We start from the raw sequence: 15,088 nt of genomic DNA, 5'->3' as shown, positions 1-15,088 counted from the left end.
GACTCCAAAAAAAGCCCTGTCGCTGACAGGGCCCGGACATCACAGAATACGGCTGATAAGTCTGTCAATACGGATTCGACGCAGGCGACGAATAAGCTTACGGACTTTCACCGGGTAATCGGCAATGCTCTGCAGTTCGCGGTAATGCTGAACCACAGTGGTATGCGTGCGAATAAGCTCGAGCTCACGTTCACGACTGGTCGCTAACTCATGTTTCGGGTCATGGATCAGGATGGCATTTTCGAGATCCAGACGCCAGGCGCGAGGGTTGAGGTTATTGCCCGTAAGCAGCATCCATTCATCGTCGACCCACATTCCTTTCAGATGATAACTGTTGTCTTCATCTTTCCACAGACGCACGACCAGCTGGTCAGTGTTAACATAATACTGTAAACGGCTCAGGAAACGGCGCAGGTTAATCTCATAGAGATAAGGGAGGGCACCGATAATCTTGAACGGTTGATCTTCAGGAATAAAGAAGTCGTTAGCCGTTTTGTCACCGACGATAATTTCAACTTTTTTACCATCACGCAGCAGCTGAATGATATTACGCACCAGCACGGCGGGAAGGTTGAAGTAAGGGGTGCAGATGATGAGTTTCTGCTCCGCACACGGCATCAGGTGGAAAATCGTTTTGTTCAGCAAGCTTGATTTGCCCAACCCCACCAGCGGTGTAACAGATAGCTCTTCGTTATTGGCATCGCCCTGGAAATGGTAGACCGCATCACGCAGTTCCTGGCGGAACGCGCGGATATCATTTTTAATTTCCGGGCTTTTAGGACGGTGTGGATCGTCAAGACGATTTACGCCGCGACCTTGTACTAAGTTCTTATCAACCCAGTTAAACATGATATCCGCCATCTGCGGATTACGAACCAGATGATAACGGTCATATCGATATTTATCGAGCTGATGAAGGTAAACATCATTCAGGCTCGCGCCGCTGTACAGCACGCTGTCATCAATGATGAACCCTTTAAAATGAAGGACGCCGAGCGCTTCCCGGGTATTTACAGGTACGCCGTAAACGGGCACATCGACGCCAGGATTTTCCTGCGCCGTGCGGCAATACCAGTCAGCATTGGTGTTTGAAGCAGCAGCGCCTATACGGCCACGCTGAGCGCGGTGCCAGTCGACCAGCACGCGAACATCCAGTTCCGGACGTTGACGCTTGGCTTCATAGAGCGCATTTAAGATCGCGCGCCCACCTTCATCTTGTTCAAGATACAGGGCCACAATGCAAATGCGACGCGTAGCGCCGGCAATCTTTTCCAGAAGCGTCTCCCGAAAATGGGCGGGAGCGTAAAAGAACTCTACATCATCAACTGACTGAGAAATCTTCGGTAGTTGAGCAAGGTGTTGTTGATGTTTATTACGCTTAAATTTTGACAACATCACAGTGCGTTTCTTCTCTGTTCATTGAAGGGTTGTCTGTACCATGCAAACAACATAAGCGGACAATGATACCACCAGTCCCGTCCAAAGTGGGTAACATTTCCAGTAGCTTACTCGGCTTTATCCGCTGATATCAGGCTCAGGGATAAGGCCACAATACCTTCGTCCAGCTGAATATCAACGTCAAATCCAAGTTTTCGCGCCAGGGTCACCATACCGCGATTGTTAGGCATAGTAATGCCATTGAGGCGTAACAATCCGTGATCTCGCGTATAGCTGATGAGTTTTTCCAGCAGCCGTCGCCCCAGACCCAACCCTTTCAGATCGGAGCGCACCAGCACAGCAAACTCCGCATCAACATTATCCGGGTCGGAAATAGCACGCGTAACGCCGAGGATCTCATCGCCCTTATCGGAACGACGGACGGCGACAAATGCCATTTCTCGATCGTAGTCGATCTGGGTCATATTGGCTAAATCATCGTGGGTAAATTCGTTGATTTCGCTAAAATAGCGATAGTAAAGATCCTCTTTCGTTACCTGAGAGATGAACGTGCGCAGCTGCGGTTCATCTTCCGGCAGGATAGGGCGGAACAACGCGCGCTCTCCGTTTTTCATCTCCACCCACTCTTCCAGCTGCAGAGGATACGGACGGATCGCAAGGCGGCTCTCTCTGTCACCCTCGAAAGGCGCGATATCCAGCGTGACGTCCAGAGCCGTAAACTCACTGCCGGAGGCGAGCAGCGGGTGGATGTCCAGCCGCTGGATCTCCGCGCAATCAACAATCAGGTTAGACACCTGCACCAGGAACTGACTCAACCCGGCAATATCAAGAGGGCGCAGCGCGCTTCGGCCCCGGATTTTTTTGCTTTTAATGGCCTGAATGATCAGATAGCGCGCCAGGTTCATGTTCAGTGGTGGCAAAGCCACGACCGCCTGCTCCTCAGGACGCCACTCGACGCCGCCTTCCCCCAGCATGATAAGCGGGCCAAAGACGGGATCGTATTCAACCACCACGCGCAGCTCCTGAGCGCCCGCGCGATTAGCCATGCTTTGCACCAGCAGCCCGTGGATCCGAGCCTGAGGCCAGGCCATTTTGACCCGGTCGAATATGGCATCAGCGGCTTGCTGTACCTCGGTCGCAGTCCGCAGGTATAACATCACCCCCTGGACATCAGACTTATGCGGGATGTCCGGTGAGCGAAGCTTGAGGGCAACGGGATAGCCAATCTGTTCGGCAATATGCACGGCTTCGGCGCTGTCGCCGGCAATCCAGGTGGGCAGGGTTTGCATCCCGTAACTGCCCAGAATCGGCTGCACTTCGTGCGTATCAAGCGAGGTTGCTCCCTCTTCGATAGCCTGCTGTAAAAGCCGGTGAACATCGGCGGTGTTCGCCGTCAGGTTACCCGGTAAAGCCGGGGTTTCACGGAGCTGCTTCTGGTTGCGGCGATACTCCACCATATGCATGAACGCCGTAATCGTGCCTTCCGGAGTGCGGTAGGTGGGCATACCGGCTTCACTGAACAGGCGTCGTGCCTCCTGGGAAGAGAACTCACCGCACCAGTTGGTCAGCAGGGTGACATATTTGCCACGAGGATGGTTCCGGACAGCGTCAATCAGTGCGCGCGCGCTTTCACTCCCGGGAGCGACCGCGCTGGGGGAGTGAATAATCATCAGCGCGTCGAAATCCTGGCTATCCAGTAAAAGGGAGATCGCCCTGATATAGTGATCGCTACTGGCATCATCGCGCAAATCGAGGGGATTGCCCGGGCTAACGCTTGCCGGCAGCGCCTCTTTCAGGCGTTGTAGCGTCTCCTCACCCAGGGTGGCCAGCTTGCCATTGCGCAGCCACAGTTCATCCAGTGCAAGTGCGGCAGGAGCCGCGCCATTACTGACAATCATTATCTTCTCACCGCGTAACGGACGCATATGGCTTAACGTCTCGACGGCGGAAAAAAGCTCGTGTGTATCCTGAACCCGTAGCAAACCCGCGCGTTGAATCGCGGCATCCCAGGCGGGATCCATGCCGGAATGCGATTGCAGCAGACGCTGGGCGGCCGGGCTACGCCCGCTTTTAATCACCAGAATCGGTTTGTTACGGGACGCGCTACGGGAAGCCGACACAAAACGACGGGCGTCGCTCAGGTGCTCAAGATAAAGAAGAATGGCGCTGGTTTTGCTGTCGCGAGCCAGAAAATCGAGCAGTTCATCAACGTCGATGTCCAGGCTGTCCCCCAGAGCAATGAAGTAGGAAAACCCCATCTCACGCTGTTGCGCCCAGTCGAGGATCGTGTTCGATACCGCAGCCGATTGCGAAATGAAAGCGAGTTTGCCTTTGCGGATAGGGACCGGGGAGAAGCTGGCATTCAGCCCCTGCCACGGGGCGAGCAGGCCCAGACTGTTTGGCCCAAGAATGCGCATCTGGTAGCGACTGGCGCATGCCTGAAGCTCCGGCTGCTGTTCGGGCGGAGACGAGAGAATAATGCAGGTTTTACATCCTTTCCTGCCGAGCGACTCCAGCAGGGCTGGATTACGTTTCGCATTTGTACACAGGATGGCAAGGTCCGGTATGAAAGGCAGGCTCTGCACGTCCGGCCATGCCAGCACCCCCTGAACAGCCTTATAGGCAGGCGTCACGGGCATGACGGGGCCATTAAATCCGCCGGCCAGCAGGTTACGCATCATCAGATAGCCTGCGCGGTCCGGTTTCATTGATGCGCCGATAACGGCAATGGATTTAGGACGAAGTAGCGCTTCTAACCCTCGCTGGCTCATGCAGGCCTCCTGTGAATGCAAGCGACCTGATGATTTTAAACGTTTTCTGTCTCAGTTGCTGTGACGCTGCCCTTATGAACGGTTTTTCCTGCCAGGTAACGTTCACGAAAGCAGGAGAAATGGCTCCCCAGCGCACCTGCCGCGACGGTATCTCCCGCTAAATCCAGAAGGGCAATCGCCACTTCAGCGGTACAGTATTGCCCGTCAGCATGCGCTTCTCGCAGGCGGTAGGCCGAGACGCGTGAAAGGTCGACCGAAATCACCGGCAATGAATCGAGATAAGGACTTTTGCGGAACATTTTTCGCGCTTCGGTCCAGGTTCCGTCCAGCATAATAAACAGCGGCGGTTTACCTGATGGCGGTGCCGAAAGCACCTGGCGATCTTCGCCAGCATACGAGGCCGGAAATACGACCATTGGCTGATAGTCCGGGTTTGCTACTAAGTCGAGCAGGGCTTGAGGCGGTTCCGTGCGTGACCACTGAAATGCCGCGGTATCCGGCAGAATGTTGGCAATAAGGCGCCCGGTATTGCTGGGTTTCATTGGTTCGGTATCGAACATGACCAGGCAAAAACGACTCTTCGCGGTGCTCGGCGCAAGGGTCTCGCACAGACAAACTTTTAGCGGCAGCAGACAACGCTGACAGCGGCGAACACGATTGCCGCGGGCAAGAAAAGGGCGAGTCGCGCGGGCCAGGCGTGCGGCGCGCAGTTGAAGAACAGCGTTATCAGTCATGGGCGAAGTGCAGGAAAAACCCTATTTTCGCAGAGGAAGGAACGGGGCACAAGATGCGCCCCGTTAATGTTACAGTGATTCGTTTAACCAGCTATCAAACGGTGCTTTAGGAACGGCACCGTTAAGCATGTCGATCACTTCACCATTTTTGAAAATCATGATGGTTGGGATGCTGCGAATGCGAAAGCGTGCGCTCAGCTCACGTTCTGCTTCGGTATTGACCTTAACAAAACGCATTTTGCCGCTACGTTCTTCGGCAACATCTTCGAAGACTGGCGCGAAGCTACGGCACGGACCACACCACGGTGCCCAAAAATCGACAACCACCGGAAGATCGTCCTTGAGAAGTTTGTCCAGCGTAGCACCCGTAGCGTTGATAACATCGCCATCAAACAGTTCATGGCCACAACGCCCGCATTTCGCACCATCTTCAATCCGATCGTCCGGAATGCGATTAAGAGCCTGACAGTTGGCACATACGGTATTCATAACTAACCTCTGATAGAGCCGTGGGACAGCGGCAGAATGCCGATAATGTTTCTAATATGTTACATATTATCATTCAGCCTGTTTGAAACGACAATGCGTTTTATTCAATGAGAACAATAGTCACAGGCTTTTGTACGAATTTATGGCTATGAGCTTGCACATCGGGTAATCTGCGCGCTTCGCGCAGCGCTGGTGGAGAAAAGCATGAACGACGAAATGAAAAACAAAAGCGGCAAGGTCAAAGTGATGTATGTCCGCAGTGATGATGACTCTGATAAACGCACCCAAAATCCGCGTACCGGAAAAGGTGGCGGGCGTCCGGCGTCTTCTCGTGCAGACGGTGGCCGTCGCCCCGCCCGCGATGACAGAAATAACCGCGGTGATGACCGCAAACGTGATGACCGTAAGCGTGACGATCGCAAACGCGATGATTTCTCGCGCGAGGGTTCATCCCCCTGGCGTACCGTTTCTCGCGCCCCTGGTGATGAGGCGCCTGAAAAAGCCGATCACGGCGGCATCAGCGGGAAAAGCTTTATTGACCCGGAAGTGCTGCGCCGTCAGCGTGCAGAAGAGACCCGAGTCTATGGCGAGAACGCCTGCCAGGCGCTGTTCCAGAGCCGTCCTGAGTGCATCGTTCGCGCATGGTTTATCCAGAGCGTAACCCCGCGCTTTAAAGAAGCGCTGCGCTGGATGGCGGCAAACCGTAAAGCCTACCATGTGGTGGATGATGCTGAGCTGACGAAAGCATCAGGCACTGAACACCACGGTGGCGTGTGCTTCCTGATCAAAAAACGTAACGGGACTACCGTACAGCAGTGGGTTAGCCAGGCGGAAGCCGATGACTGCGTGCTGGCACTTGAAGATGTGGGCAACCCGCATAATCTGGGTGCAATGATGCGTAGCTGCGCGCACTTTGGCGTGAAAGGCGTGCTGTTACAGGATGCCGCGCTGCTGGAATCGGGTGCCGCGATCCGTACCGCAGAGGGCGGGGCAGAGCATGTGCAGCCGATCACCGGCGACAGCGTTCTGGATGCCATTGAGCAGTTCCGTAATGCGGGATATGCCATCGTCACTACCTCCAGCCATGCCGCTACGCCGCTGTTTAAAGCAACACTGCCGCGTAAAATGGTACTGGTGCTGGGTCAGGAGCGTGATGGCCTGTCGGATGCTGCGCTTTCCAGCGCGGATCTGAGCGTCTCTATCGACGGTACAGGCAATGTTGAAAGTCTGAACGTTTCCGTTGCGACTGGCGTACTGCTGGCGGAATGGTGGCGTCAGAATAAAGCATAAGACTGTGCGTCGGATGTGCCCGCTAAAACGGGCACATCCGATGCGTTACTCACTCTCAGCCGGTAACACTGGCATCCAGTCAATTGGCGTTTCGCCACGTTTTTCCAGCCACTCGTTCGTCAGAACAAAATGATTACAACCAAAGAAACCACGATGCGCTGACAGCGGTGACGGATGCGGTGCCTTCAGGACATGATGACGCTGCCTGTCGATAATCGCCCCTTTCTTCTGCGCGTGGGAACCCCACAGTAAAAACACCACCCCTTCACGATGCTCGTTGATAAGGCTGATGACTTTATCGGTAAAGGTTTCCCAGCCCAGGCTGGCGTGAGAATGTGCCTGACCGGCACGTACGGTGAGTACCGTATTCAGTAACAGCACGCCCTGGCGCGCCCAGCTTTCCAGATAACCATGAGTGGGCCGGGTAAACCCGGGCACGGTCTTTTCGAGTTCTTTGTACATGTTCAGAAGCGAAGGGGGGATAGCAACCCCAGGACGTACAGAGAAAGCAAGCCCGTGAGCCTGTCCCGGTCCGTGGTAAGGATCCTGACCGAGGATAACAACTTTCACATCGCTGAGTTCGGTATAGCGAAACGCGTTGAAAACATCTTTTTGTGGCGGATAAATCGTCTGGCCAGACTGCCGCTCTGCCGCAACGGTGCTGAGGGTGTTAATAAAATAGGGCTGCTGTTTCTCTTCTGCCAGCACATCGTGCCAGGTCAACGGTGTCGTCATCTCGCTCTCCTGCGAATCACATTCTGCGCCTAGCTTAACCGCTAAAACCCGGGGTGCAAAATCCCAGGCATAAAATCATCGTAAGTCATTCAATTTATTTTGAATAGATGCGAAAGGAGTTGAGCTGGCAAAGCAATGAAGTTGATCTGGAACAATAAAATCAAACCACACTCTTTGTGTGGTTGGTGTTTTTGTTGATTTAAATCAATAAATGACCGGGGTGCGAGTGATATATATACACACAAGAAACAATGGTTTTACCAATTGGCCGCGCGAGGCCGACACCAGTTAATGTAGCCTAAGGGAGGCAACACATGATTACAGGTATCCAGATTACTAAAGCTGCAAATGACGACCTGCTCAACTCTTTCTGGCTGCTGGACAGCGAGAAAAATGAAGCGCGCTGTGTAGTAGCGAAAGCGGGTTTTGCTGAAGATGAAATCGTTCCAGTGAACAAATTGGGCGAAATCGAATACCGTGAAATCCCAATGGAAGTAAAACCGGAAGTGCGCGTTGAAGGTGGTCAGCACCTGAACGTGAACGTGCTGCGTCGTGAAACGCTGGAAGATGCGGTTAAGCACCCGGAAAAATATCCACAGCTGACCATTCGTGTATCAGGTTATGCAGTACGTTTTAACTCTCTGACCCCGGAACAGCAGCGCGACGTTATTGCGCGTACCTTTACTGAAAGCCTGTAAGGTTTCAGTCTCGGGGGGGGAATAAAAAAGCCGGGGTTTTCCCCGGCTTTTTTTTACTCTTCAGTTTTCGTCTCTGGTGCGGCAGAGCTTGGTTTACGGCGTTTACCAATATTCTTGGTATCGCGGTGGCGCTGCTTCACGCGCGGCTTCTCTTTTTCTTTCTCTTTTTTCTCAGCACGTTTTGCGAGCGCTTTTTTAGACGGTTTGCCCGTCATTTTTTCACTCGGTGCACGTGTGGTCGGGCGAAGCTCATCAATAACGCGTGCTTTCAGTGGCTCATCAACGTAGCGGCCAATTTTCTGCAGCAGCAGGTAGTCATGCGCTTCGACCAGAGAGATCGCGATACCTTTGCGTCCGGCACGGCCGGTACGGCCAATGCGGTGCAGATAGGTGTCGCCGCTGCGTGGCATATCGAAGTTAATGACGTGACTGACGTCCGGAATGTCGATCCCGCGTGCAGCAACGTCTGTTGCGACCAGCACGTTCACGCGACCATCAGTCAGACGTTTAATCCCTTCGGTACGCTTAACCTGCGCCATCTCGCCTTCGAGATAGCAGTTATTGATCCCGGCATTACGCAGCATTTCAGCCAGTTCATGCACACGCTCGCGCTTACGCACAAAGACGATGGTACGGGTGGCATCGTCCTGCTTCAGCAGGTGCTTAAGTAACTCAACCTTGTGTTCAAGGTTATCTGCACGGTAATACCACTGGTGGATCTTCTTGCGCTCGCGCGTGGACGGCGTCGCGGAAACTTCCACCGGATCTTCCAGCAGGCGCTCTGCGAAGTCTTTGATCGCGTCCCCTTCAAGGGTGGCAGAGAACAGCATCGTCTGGTTACGCCAGCGTGTCTCACCCGCGATATGTTCGATATCCTGCGCGAAGCCCATGTCCAGCATGCGGTCAGCTTCATCCAGAATCAGTGTTTCTACCGCGCGGCAGTCGAAGTTCTCTTCTTTAATGTACTGCAGCAGGCGACCGGTCGTCGCAACGACGATGTCCTGGTTTTCGCTGAACACTTCGGCGTGGTTCATATACGCAACGCCGCCAGTGATCGTGGCGATATCCAGATGGGTATTGGCCGCCAGCTCGCGGGCGTGATCGGCAACCTGCATCGCCAGCTCGCGCGTCGGCGTCAGGATCAAAATACGCGGCGGGCCTGATTTTTTACGTGGAAAATCGAGCAGATGCTGCAACACAGGCAGCAAGTAAGCTGCTGTCTTCCCCGTGCCGGTTGGCGCAGAACCGAGCACATCGCGGCCCTCAAGCGCAGGCGGAATGGCCGCTGCCTGAATGGCGGTCGGGCGTGTAAAGCCTTTGCTCTCAAGTGCATTGAGCAGGCTTTCATCGAGTTCAAGTTCGGAAAAAGTCGTTACAGTCATGTTCTACCTCTGTGTGGGGCGCTGATTATAGACGTTACGGCTGTAATCTTCATCTGTTTGTATGGATATCGCTTTGCGGCCACTTCGCTTTCCCCTATGCTACTCCAGTTTCACTTAGAAGGTTGCCCTGACATGTCTCAACTCAAAGCGCAGTTGCGCCGCGATGGTTTTACGTTTAAACAATTTTTTGTCGCTCACGATCGCTGTGCCATGAAAGTCGGTACAGACGGTATTTTACTGGGTGCCTGGGCACCTGTCGCAGGTGTAAAGCGTATTCTGGATATTGGGACGGGCAGCGGGCTGTTGGCGCTGATGCTGGCGCAACGTACCGAAGCGCATGTCACCATAGATGCGGTGGAGCTGGATGCGCAGGCGGCAGAGCAGGCGAGTGAAAATGCGGCTGAATCTCGGTGGGCCGCCCGGATTAACGTTGAATGTGCAGATGTGCTCGACTGGACGCCGGAGCAAACCGCGCGTTACGACCTGATTGTCAGCAATCCTCCTTACTACGCGCCCGGAGTTGAGTGCGGAACGCCTGAGCGTGAACAGGCCCGTTATACCGGCTCTCTCGACCATAAGGCGCTGCTGATCAGTGCCGCAGAGCTTATTTCAGAAGAAGGGTTTTTCTGCGTGGTTCTGCCAGAAAGCACCGGCAATGCGTTTATTGGCATAGCGCAAGAGATTGGCTGGAAATTACGTTTACGCACCGATATTGCGGATACCGAAGGGCGATTGCCGCACCGCGTGCTGCTGGCGCTCTCACCCAAAGAAGGTGAATGCTTTAACGACCGAATGGTGATCCGTGGGCCAGACCAGCGTTATTCCGAAGATTACACCGCTCTGACCCAGGCGTTTTATCTGTTTATGTGAACCTGCGGGGAGAGGATCGACGGCCCGGACTCGGCCAGCTGATCGGGGTAGTCGAGGGTATAGTGCAAACCGCGGCTCTCTTTGCGCATCATCGCGCAGCGAACAATCAATTCGGCAACCTGAACCAGATTGCGCAGCTCCAGCAGATTATTGGATACGCGGAAATTGGCATAATATTCATCGATTTCCTGCTGCAGCATTGTGATACGGCGTAATGCGCGTTCAAGACGTTTCGTGGTCCGCACAATCCCGACGTAGTCCCACATAAACAGCCGCAGTTCGTGCCAGTTATGCTGAATAACGACCAGCTCATCCGGGTTCTCCACGCGGCTTTCATCCCAGGCAGGCAGATTTTCTGTCTGACGGGCGTAAGGCATGCGCTTCGTGATATCTTCCGCGGCAGACCAGCCGTAAACCAGACACTCCAGCAGTGAGTTCGACGCCATCCGGTTCGCGCCATGAAGCCCGGTATAACTTACTTCACCGATAGCATACAGGCCATCCACGTCGGTGCGACCGTGATCGTCAACCATTACGCCCCCGCAGGTATAGTGGGCGGCAGGCACGATGGGCACCGAATCGCGGGTTAAATCAATCCCCAGACCCAGCAGCTTTTCGTAGATCATCGGGAAATGCTGGCGGATAAACTCTGCCGACTTATGGCTGATGTCCAGATACATGCAGTCCACGCCAAGACGCTTCATTTCATGGTCGATGGCGCGGGCAACGATATCGCGCGGTGCCAGCTCGCCCCTGGGGTCAAAGTCCGGCATAAAGCGGGAGCCGTCAGGACGTTTCAGGTATGCGCCTTCACCGCGCAGGGCTTCCGTCAACAGGAAATTACGCGCCTGAGGATGGAACAGGGCGGTCGGGTGAAACTGGTTGAATTCAAGGTTTGCCACGCGACAACCGGCGCGCCAGGCCATGGCGATCCCGTCTCCGGAGGCAATATCGGGGTTGGTGGTATACTGATACACTTTGGATGCACCGCCAGTCGCCAGCACCACGGCCTTCGCCTGACAGGTCTCAACCTTCTCTTTATTGCGATTCCAGACCCAGGCACCCACGACACGACGCGTACCCGGAAGGCCAATCTTGTCGGAAATAATCAGGTCAACGGCATTGCTGCGCTCAAGGACCCGAATGTTAGGATGGCTGAGGGCTTTGCTGACCAGCGTGGTTTCGACTTCTTTACCGGTAGCGTCTGCGGCATGCAGGATACGGCGGTGGCTATGCCCGCCTTCGCGGGTCAGGTGGTAGCTCTCTTCACCGTTTGGCTGTACCTGTGTATCAAATAATACGCCCTGATCGATCAACCACTGCACGCAATGACGGGCATTACTGGCCACAAACTCTGCGGCATGTGCATCCACGATCCCGGCCCCGGCAATCAGCGTATCGTCGACATGCGACGCAATGCTGTCTGTCTCATCAAACACGGCGGCAATACCGCCCTGGGCATAAAACGTAGAACCTTCACTTATCGGCCCTTTGCTCAGAACGATAACGCTCTGATGTTCGGCCAGACGCAGTGCCAGGGAGAGACCGGCAGCGCCGCTACCGATGATCAGTACATCACAATGCAGTTCAGGTGTTGTGTTCATGATTTTTGTTTAATTTACTAAACAGCGTTTGGTCAGAATAGCATCCGAATGCGAGATATCGCACGTTTTTTTTGATGTGAGTTGTAACCGCTAAACTCGAGGCGGAGGATTAAAACCACGTAAAAGAAAGAAAATATTTTGCGAAGCAGATCGTTAGCGTCAGATTTTGTGGTGAAATAAAGACTGGGTTGCGTTACTCTTCTGGCGGGAAAAGAGATGTTTCTTGTCATAAAGTGGTGCGTATCGTGAACAGACTTATAATGAGAGAAAATGAACAGTCTGCGGCGCGATGAACAAAAACAAAGGCGTTACGGAACTTATTGAAGATCAGACACTCTAATTCGGTGCTTGCTCAAAGTGCGGTTTTTTAAGAGTGGCGTTTCGATAACGCGTGGAATTTAGGTTTGGGGAGACATTACCTCGGATGAGCGAGCAGTTAACGGACCAGGTCCTGGTTGAACGGGTCCAGAAGGGAGATCAGAAAGCCTTTAACTTACTGGTGGTGCGCTACCAGCATAAGGTGGCGAGCCTGGTTTCCCGCTATGTACCGTCAGGCGATGTGCCTGATGTAGTACAAGAGTCTTTTATTAAGGCCTATCGCGCGCTGGATTCATTCCGGGGAGATAGTGCTTTTTATACCTGGCTGTACCGTATTGCGGTCAATACGGCAAAGAATTATCTGGTCGCTCAGGGCCGCCGTCCGCCTTCAAGTGATGTGGACGCAATCGACGCCGAAAACTTCGAAAGTGGCGGTGCGCTGAAAGAAATTTCGAACCCTGAGAACTTAATGTTGTCAGAAGAACTGAGACAAATCGTTTTTCGCACGATCGAGTCGCTCCCGGAAGATTTACGCATGGCAATTACGTTACGGGAGTTGGATGGTCTGAGCTATGAAGAGATAGCCGCCATCATGGATTGTCCGGTCGGCACGGTACGTTCACGTATTTTCCGTGCGCGAGAAGCAATTGATAATAAAGTTCAACCGCTTATCAGGCGTTGACGATAGCGGGATACTGGAAAAGGTATTAGGCATGCAGAAAGAAAAACTTTCCGCTTTAATGGATGGTGAAACGCTGGATAGTGAGCTGCTCAACGAGCTGTCTCATTCTCCCGAAATGCAAGAGACCTGGGAGAGTTACCATCTCATCCGTGACACCCTTCGCGGTGACACCGGCGAGGTTCTCCATTTCGATATCTCAGCTCGCGTGATGGCGGCCATTGAAAATGAGCCTGTCCGTCAGACCACTCCGCTGATTCCTGAAGCTCAACCTGCGCCTCACCAGTGGCAGAAAATGCCGTTCTGGCACAAGGTGCGTCCGTGGGCCAGCCAGCTCACCCAAATGGGTGTGGCTGCATGCGTATCGCTTGCAGTTATCGTTGGCGTCCAGCACTATAATACTCAGTCTGAAACTAATCAGCAGCCAGAAGCGCCAGTGTTCAACACACTGCCGATGATGGGCAAAGCCAGCCCGGTAAGTTTGGGTGTTCCGGCTGATGCATCCGCCAGCGGCGGCCAGCAACAGCAGGTTCAGGAGCAACGCCGTCGCATTAATGCGATGTTGCAGGATTACGAGTTGCAGCGTCGTCTGCACTCTGAACAGCTTCAGTTTGAGCAGGCACAAACCCAGCAAGCGGCTGTGCAGGTGCCCGGAAACCAAACTTTAGGAACGCAATCGCAGTAATGAAGCAACTTTGGTTCGCCATGTCTCTGATGGCGGGTAGCCTGTTCTTCTCTGCCAACGCCTCGGCTGATGTTTCATCCGGGGCGTTGTTGCAGCAAATGAATCTGGCCAGCCAGTCACTCAATTACGAGTTGGCATTTATCAGTATCAATAAGCAGGGCGTCGAGTCGTTACGATACCGCCATGCCCGTCTTGATAACCAGCCGCTCGCCCAGCTTTTACAGATGGATGGCCCGCGTCGGGAAGTTGTCCAGCGTGGTAACGAAATCAGTTATTTCGAACCCGGTCTGGAGCCTTTCACGCTGAATGGCGATTATATCGTCGATTCTCTGCCATCGCTTATCTACACCGACTTCAAACGTCTTGCGCCTTACTATGATTTCATTTCGGTAGGGCGTACGCGCATTGCGGACAGACTGTGCGAAGTAATCCGCGTTGTTGCCCGTGACGGAACGCGCTACAGCTATATCGTCTGGATTGACGCCGAAACCAAGCTGCCAATGCGTGTAGACCTGCTTGACCGTGATGGTGAAACGCTGGAGCAGTTCCGCGTTATCTCCTTTAGCGTGAACAATCAGGTGGGTAATAGTATGCAGAATCTGGCGAAAGCCAGCCTGCCGCCGCTGCTTTCGGTACCGGCGGGTGATTCCGTCAACTTCAACTGGGTTCCTTCCTGGATCCCGCAAGGGTTTAGCGAAGTCTCCAGCAGCCGTCGACAACTGCCAACCATTGAAACACCGGTTGAATCGCGTCTTTATTCCGATGGTTTGTTCAGTTTCTCGGTGAACATTAACCGCGCATCGGCAAACAGTTCTGAACAAATGCTTCGTACCGGACGCAGGACGGTCAGCACCACGGTTCGCGATAACGCAGAGATCACCATTGTGGGTGAATTACCGCCACAAACGGCGAAGCGTATTTCCGACAGCATTAAATTCAGGACTGCACAATGATTAAAGAGTGGGCTACGGTCGTATCGTGGCAGAATGGCATTGCGCTTGTGAGCTGTGATGTTAAGGCCTCATGCAATAGCTGTGCTTCCAGAGCCGGTTGCGGTAGCCGCGTGCTGAATAAGCTCGGGCCGCAAACCTCGCATACCATTTCCGTGCCAAGCGATCGGCCGCTGATGGTGGGGCAAAAGGTGGAGCTGGGAATTGCAGAAGGTAGCTTGCTCACGTCCGCCATGTTGGTTTATCTCTCTCCGCTGGTGGGGCTGTTTGTTATGGGCGGCGTATTCCAGATGCTGTTTGGTACCGATGTGGCCGCCATGTGTGGTGCGGCATTGGGCGGCGTAGGGGGATTCTGGCTGGCCAAAGCTCTCTCCCCGAAGCTTGCCGCACGCGAAGAGTGGCAGCCTGTTATTCTCAGCGTTGGGCTGGAACCCGACCAGCTTCGTGTTGAGACGCTCTCTTCTGAGGCCCGGTGATCCATCGGG

At 53.8% G+C, this 15,088-nt stretch carries 14 protein-coding genes; 7 read left to right on the top strand and 7 right to left on the bottom strand.

Annotated features, from left to right (window positions below; translation table 11 throughout):
- Window positions 1-39: 39 nt before the first annotated feature.
- The 4 genes from pssA to trxC all read right to left on the bottom strand — a co-directional run bounded on the left by pssA (window position 40) and on the right by trxC (window position 5,392).
- On the bottom strand, window positions 40-1,395 hold the full coding sequence (gene pssA, locus ACMGG3_RS12790; RefSeq protein WP_020882993.1) for a CDP-diacylglycerol--serine O-phosphatidyltransferase: 1,356 nt from the start codon (window positions 1,393-1,395) through the stop codon (window positions 40-42).
- Window positions 1,396-1,505: 110 nt separating this feature from the next.
- Window positions 1,506-4,169: a bifunctional acetate--CoA ligase family protein/GNAT family N-acetyltransferase gene (locus ACMGG3_RS12785; RefSeq protein WP_414149219.1), complete on the bottom strand. Its 2,664-nt coding sequence runs from the start codon at window positions 4,167-4,169 to the stop codon at window positions 1,506-1,508.
- A 35-nt stretch (window positions 4,170-4,204) separates the two neighbouring features.
- Window positions 4,205-4,903, bottom strand: a complete 699-nt coding sequence (gene tapT, locus ACMGG3_RS12780; RefSeq protein ID WP_414149218.1) for a tRNA-uridine aminocarboxypropyltransferase — start codon at window positions 4,901-4,903, stop codon at window positions 4,205-4,207.
- 69 nt (window positions 4,904-4,972) lie between these two features.
- On the bottom strand, window positions 4,973-5,392 hold the full coding sequence (trxC, locus tag ACMGG3_RS12775; RefSeq protein ID WP_014171226.1) for a thioredoxin TrxC: 420 nt from the start codon (window positions 5,390-5,392) through the stop codon (window positions 4,973-4,975).
- Between the two features lie 204 nt (window positions 5,393-5,596).
- Between trxC and ACMGG3_RS12770 the strand changes: the two genes are divergently transcribed.
- Window positions 5,597-6,682: a tRNA/rRNA methyltransferase gene (locus ACMGG3_RS12770; RefSeq protein ID WP_025203443.1), complete on the top strand. Its 1,086-nt coding sequence runs from the start codon at window positions 5,597-5,599 to the stop codon at window positions 6,680-6,682.
- 45 nt (window positions 6,683-6,727) lie between these two features.
- On the opposite strand, the gene ung is transcribed toward ACMGG3_RS12770, so the two are convergent.
- Window positions 6,728-7,417 carry a uracil-DNA glycosylase gene (gene ung / locus ACMGG3_RS12765; protein ID WP_014171224.1) on the bottom strand — a complete coding sequence of 230 codons (690 nt, stop codon included), beginning with the start codon at window positions 7,415-7,417 and terminating at the stop codon, window positions 6,728-6,730.
- Window positions 7,418-7,731: 314 nt separating this feature from the next.
- On the opposite strand from ung, the gene grcA reads away from it, so the two are divergent.
- The gene (gene grcA, locus ACMGG3_RS12760) at window positions 7,732-8,115 is read left to right on the top strand and encodes an autonomous glycyl radical cofactor GrcA (protein ID WP_013098327.1); all 384 of its coding nucleotides are present in this window, start codon (window positions 7,732-7,734) and stop codon (window positions 8,113-8,115) included.
- A 53-nt stretch (window positions 8,116-8,168) separates the two neighbouring features.
- Here the strand turns inward: grcA and srmB are convergent, their stop codons facing one another.
- Complete coding sequence (gene srmB, locus ACMGG3_RS12755) at window positions 8,169-9,497, bottom strand: ATP-dependent RNA helicase SrmB (RefSeq protein ID WP_020882998.1); 1,329 nt, start codon at window positions 9,495-9,497, stop codon at window positions 8,169-8,171.
- Window positions 9,498-9,629: 132 nt separating this feature from the next.
- Between srmB and trmN the strand changes: the two genes are divergently transcribed.
- Window positions 9,630-10,367, top strand: coding sequence for a tRNA(1)(Val) (adenine(37)-N(6))-methyltransferase TrmN (gene trmN, locus ACMGG3_RS12750; protein WP_040018164.1), 738 nt, complete (start codon window positions 9,630-9,632; stop codon window positions 10,365-10,367).
- On the opposite strand, the gene nadB is transcribed toward trmN, so the two are convergent.
- Window positions 10,352-11,971, bottom strand: a complete 1,620-nt coding sequence (gene nadB, locus ACMGG3_RS12745; RefSeq protein ID WP_047356628.1) for an L-aspartate oxidase — start codon at window positions 11,969-11,971, stop codon at window positions 10,352-10,354. The two genes, trmN and nadB, sit on opposite strands and share 16 nt — an antisense overlap.
- A gap of 424 nt (window positions 11,972-12,395) precedes the next feature.
- Here nadB and rpoE point away from each other — a divergent pair, with 424 nt between their 5' ends.
- From rpoE to rseC, 4 genes are read left to right on the top strand one after another with little or no spacing between them, the layout of a single operon-like run.
- The gene (rpoE, locus tag ACMGG3_RS12740; RefSeq protein WP_006176728.1) at window positions 12,396-12,971 is read left to right on the top strand and encodes an RNA polymerase sigma factor RpoE; all 576 of its coding nucleotides are present in this window, start codon (window positions 12,396-12,398) and stop codon (window positions 12,969-12,971) included.
- Between the two features lie 31 nt (window positions 12,972-13,002).
- Window positions 13,003-13,653, top strand: coding sequence for an anti-sigma-E factor RseA (rseA, locus tag ACMGG3_RS12735; protein ID WP_025203448.1), 651 nt, complete (start codon window positions 13,003-13,005; stop codon window positions 13,651-13,653).
- Window positions 13,653-14,606 (top strand): sigma-E factor regulatory protein RseB, encoded by a 954-nt coding sequence (rseB, locus tag ACMGG3_RS12730; protein ID WP_047955969.1) that lies wholly within the window; start codon window positions 13,653-13,655, stop codon window positions 14,604-14,606. The genes rseA and rseB overlap by 1 nt, the downstream gene beginning before the upstream one ends.
- The gene (gene rseC / locus ACMGG3_RS12725) at window positions 14,603-15,079 is read left to right on the top strand and encodes a SoxR-reducing system protein RseC (RefSeq protein ID WP_410378223.1); all 477 of its coding nucleotides are present in this window, start codon (window positions 14,603-14,605) and stop codon (window positions 15,077-15,079) included. Before rseB ends, rseC begins: the two co-directional genes overlap by 4 nt.
- Window positions 15,080-15,088: the final 9 nt, after the last annotated feature.

The organism is Enterobacter sp. BNK-18 (assembly GCF_047456135.1).
GTDB classification, from domain to species: domain Bacteria; phylum Pseudomonadota; class Gammaproteobacteria; order Enterobacterales; family Enterobacteriaceae; genus Enterobacter; species Enterobacter ludwigii.
This window is presented reverse-complemented; position numbering and strand designations above follow the sequence as displayed.

Excerpts from the sequence above, each read along its gene's own strand:
- ung (WP_014171224.1), bottom strand. The coding sequence starts at position 7,417 with ATGACGACACCGTTGACCTGGCACGATGTGCTGGCAGAAGAGAAACAG.
- tapT (WP_414149218.1), bottom strand. The coding sequence starts at position 4,903 with ATGACTGATAACGCTGTTCTTCAACTGCGCGCCGCACGCCTGGCCCGC.
- rseA (WP_025203448.1), top strand. The coding sequence starts at position 13,003 with ATGCAGAAAGAAAAACTTTCCGCTTTAATGGATGGTGAAACGCTGGAT.
- rseB (WP_047955969.1), top strand. The coding sequence starts at position 13,653 with ATGAAGCAACTTTGGTTCGCCATGTCTCTGATGGCGGGTAGCCTGTTC.
- rseC (WP_410378223.1), top strand. The coding sequence starts at position 14,603 with ATGATTAAAGAGTGGGCTACGGTCGTATCGTGGCAGAATGGCATTGCG.
- nadB (WP_047356628.1), bottom strand. The coding sequence starts at position 11,971 with ATGAACACAACACCTGAACTGCATTGTGATGTACTGATCATCGGTAGC.
- grcA (WP_013098327.1), top strand. The coding sequence starts at position 7,732 with ATGATTACAGGTATCCAGATTACTAAAGCTGCAAATGACGACCTGCTC.
- pssA (WP_020882993.1), bottom strand. The coding sequence starts at position 1,395 with ATGTTGTCAAAATTTAAGCGTAATAAACATCAACAACACCTTGCTCAA.
- trxC (WP_014171226.1), bottom strand. The coding sequence starts at position 5,392 with ATGAATACCGTATGTGCCAACTGTCAGGCTCTTAATCGCATTCCGGAC.
- trmN (WP_040018164.1), top strand. The coding sequence starts at position 9,630 with ATGTCTCAACTCAAAGCGCAGTTGCGCCGCGATGGTTTTACGTTTAAA.
- rpoE (WP_006176728.1), top strand. The coding sequence starts at position 12,396 with ATGAGCGAGCAGTTAACGGACCAGGTCCTGGTTGAACGGGTCCAGAAG.
- srmB (WP_020882998.1), bottom strand. The coding sequence starts at position 9,497 with ATGACTGTAACGACTTTTTCCGAACTTGAACTCGATGAAAGCCTGCTC.
- ACMGG3_RS12785 (WP_414149219.1), bottom strand. The coding sequence starts at position 4,169 with ATGAGCCAGCGAGGGTTAGAAGCGCTACTTCGTCCTAAATCCATTGCC.
- ACMGG3_RS12770 (WP_025203443.1), top strand. The coding sequence starts at position 5,597 with ATGAACGACGAAATGAAAAACAAAAGCGGCAAGGTCAAAGTGATGTAT.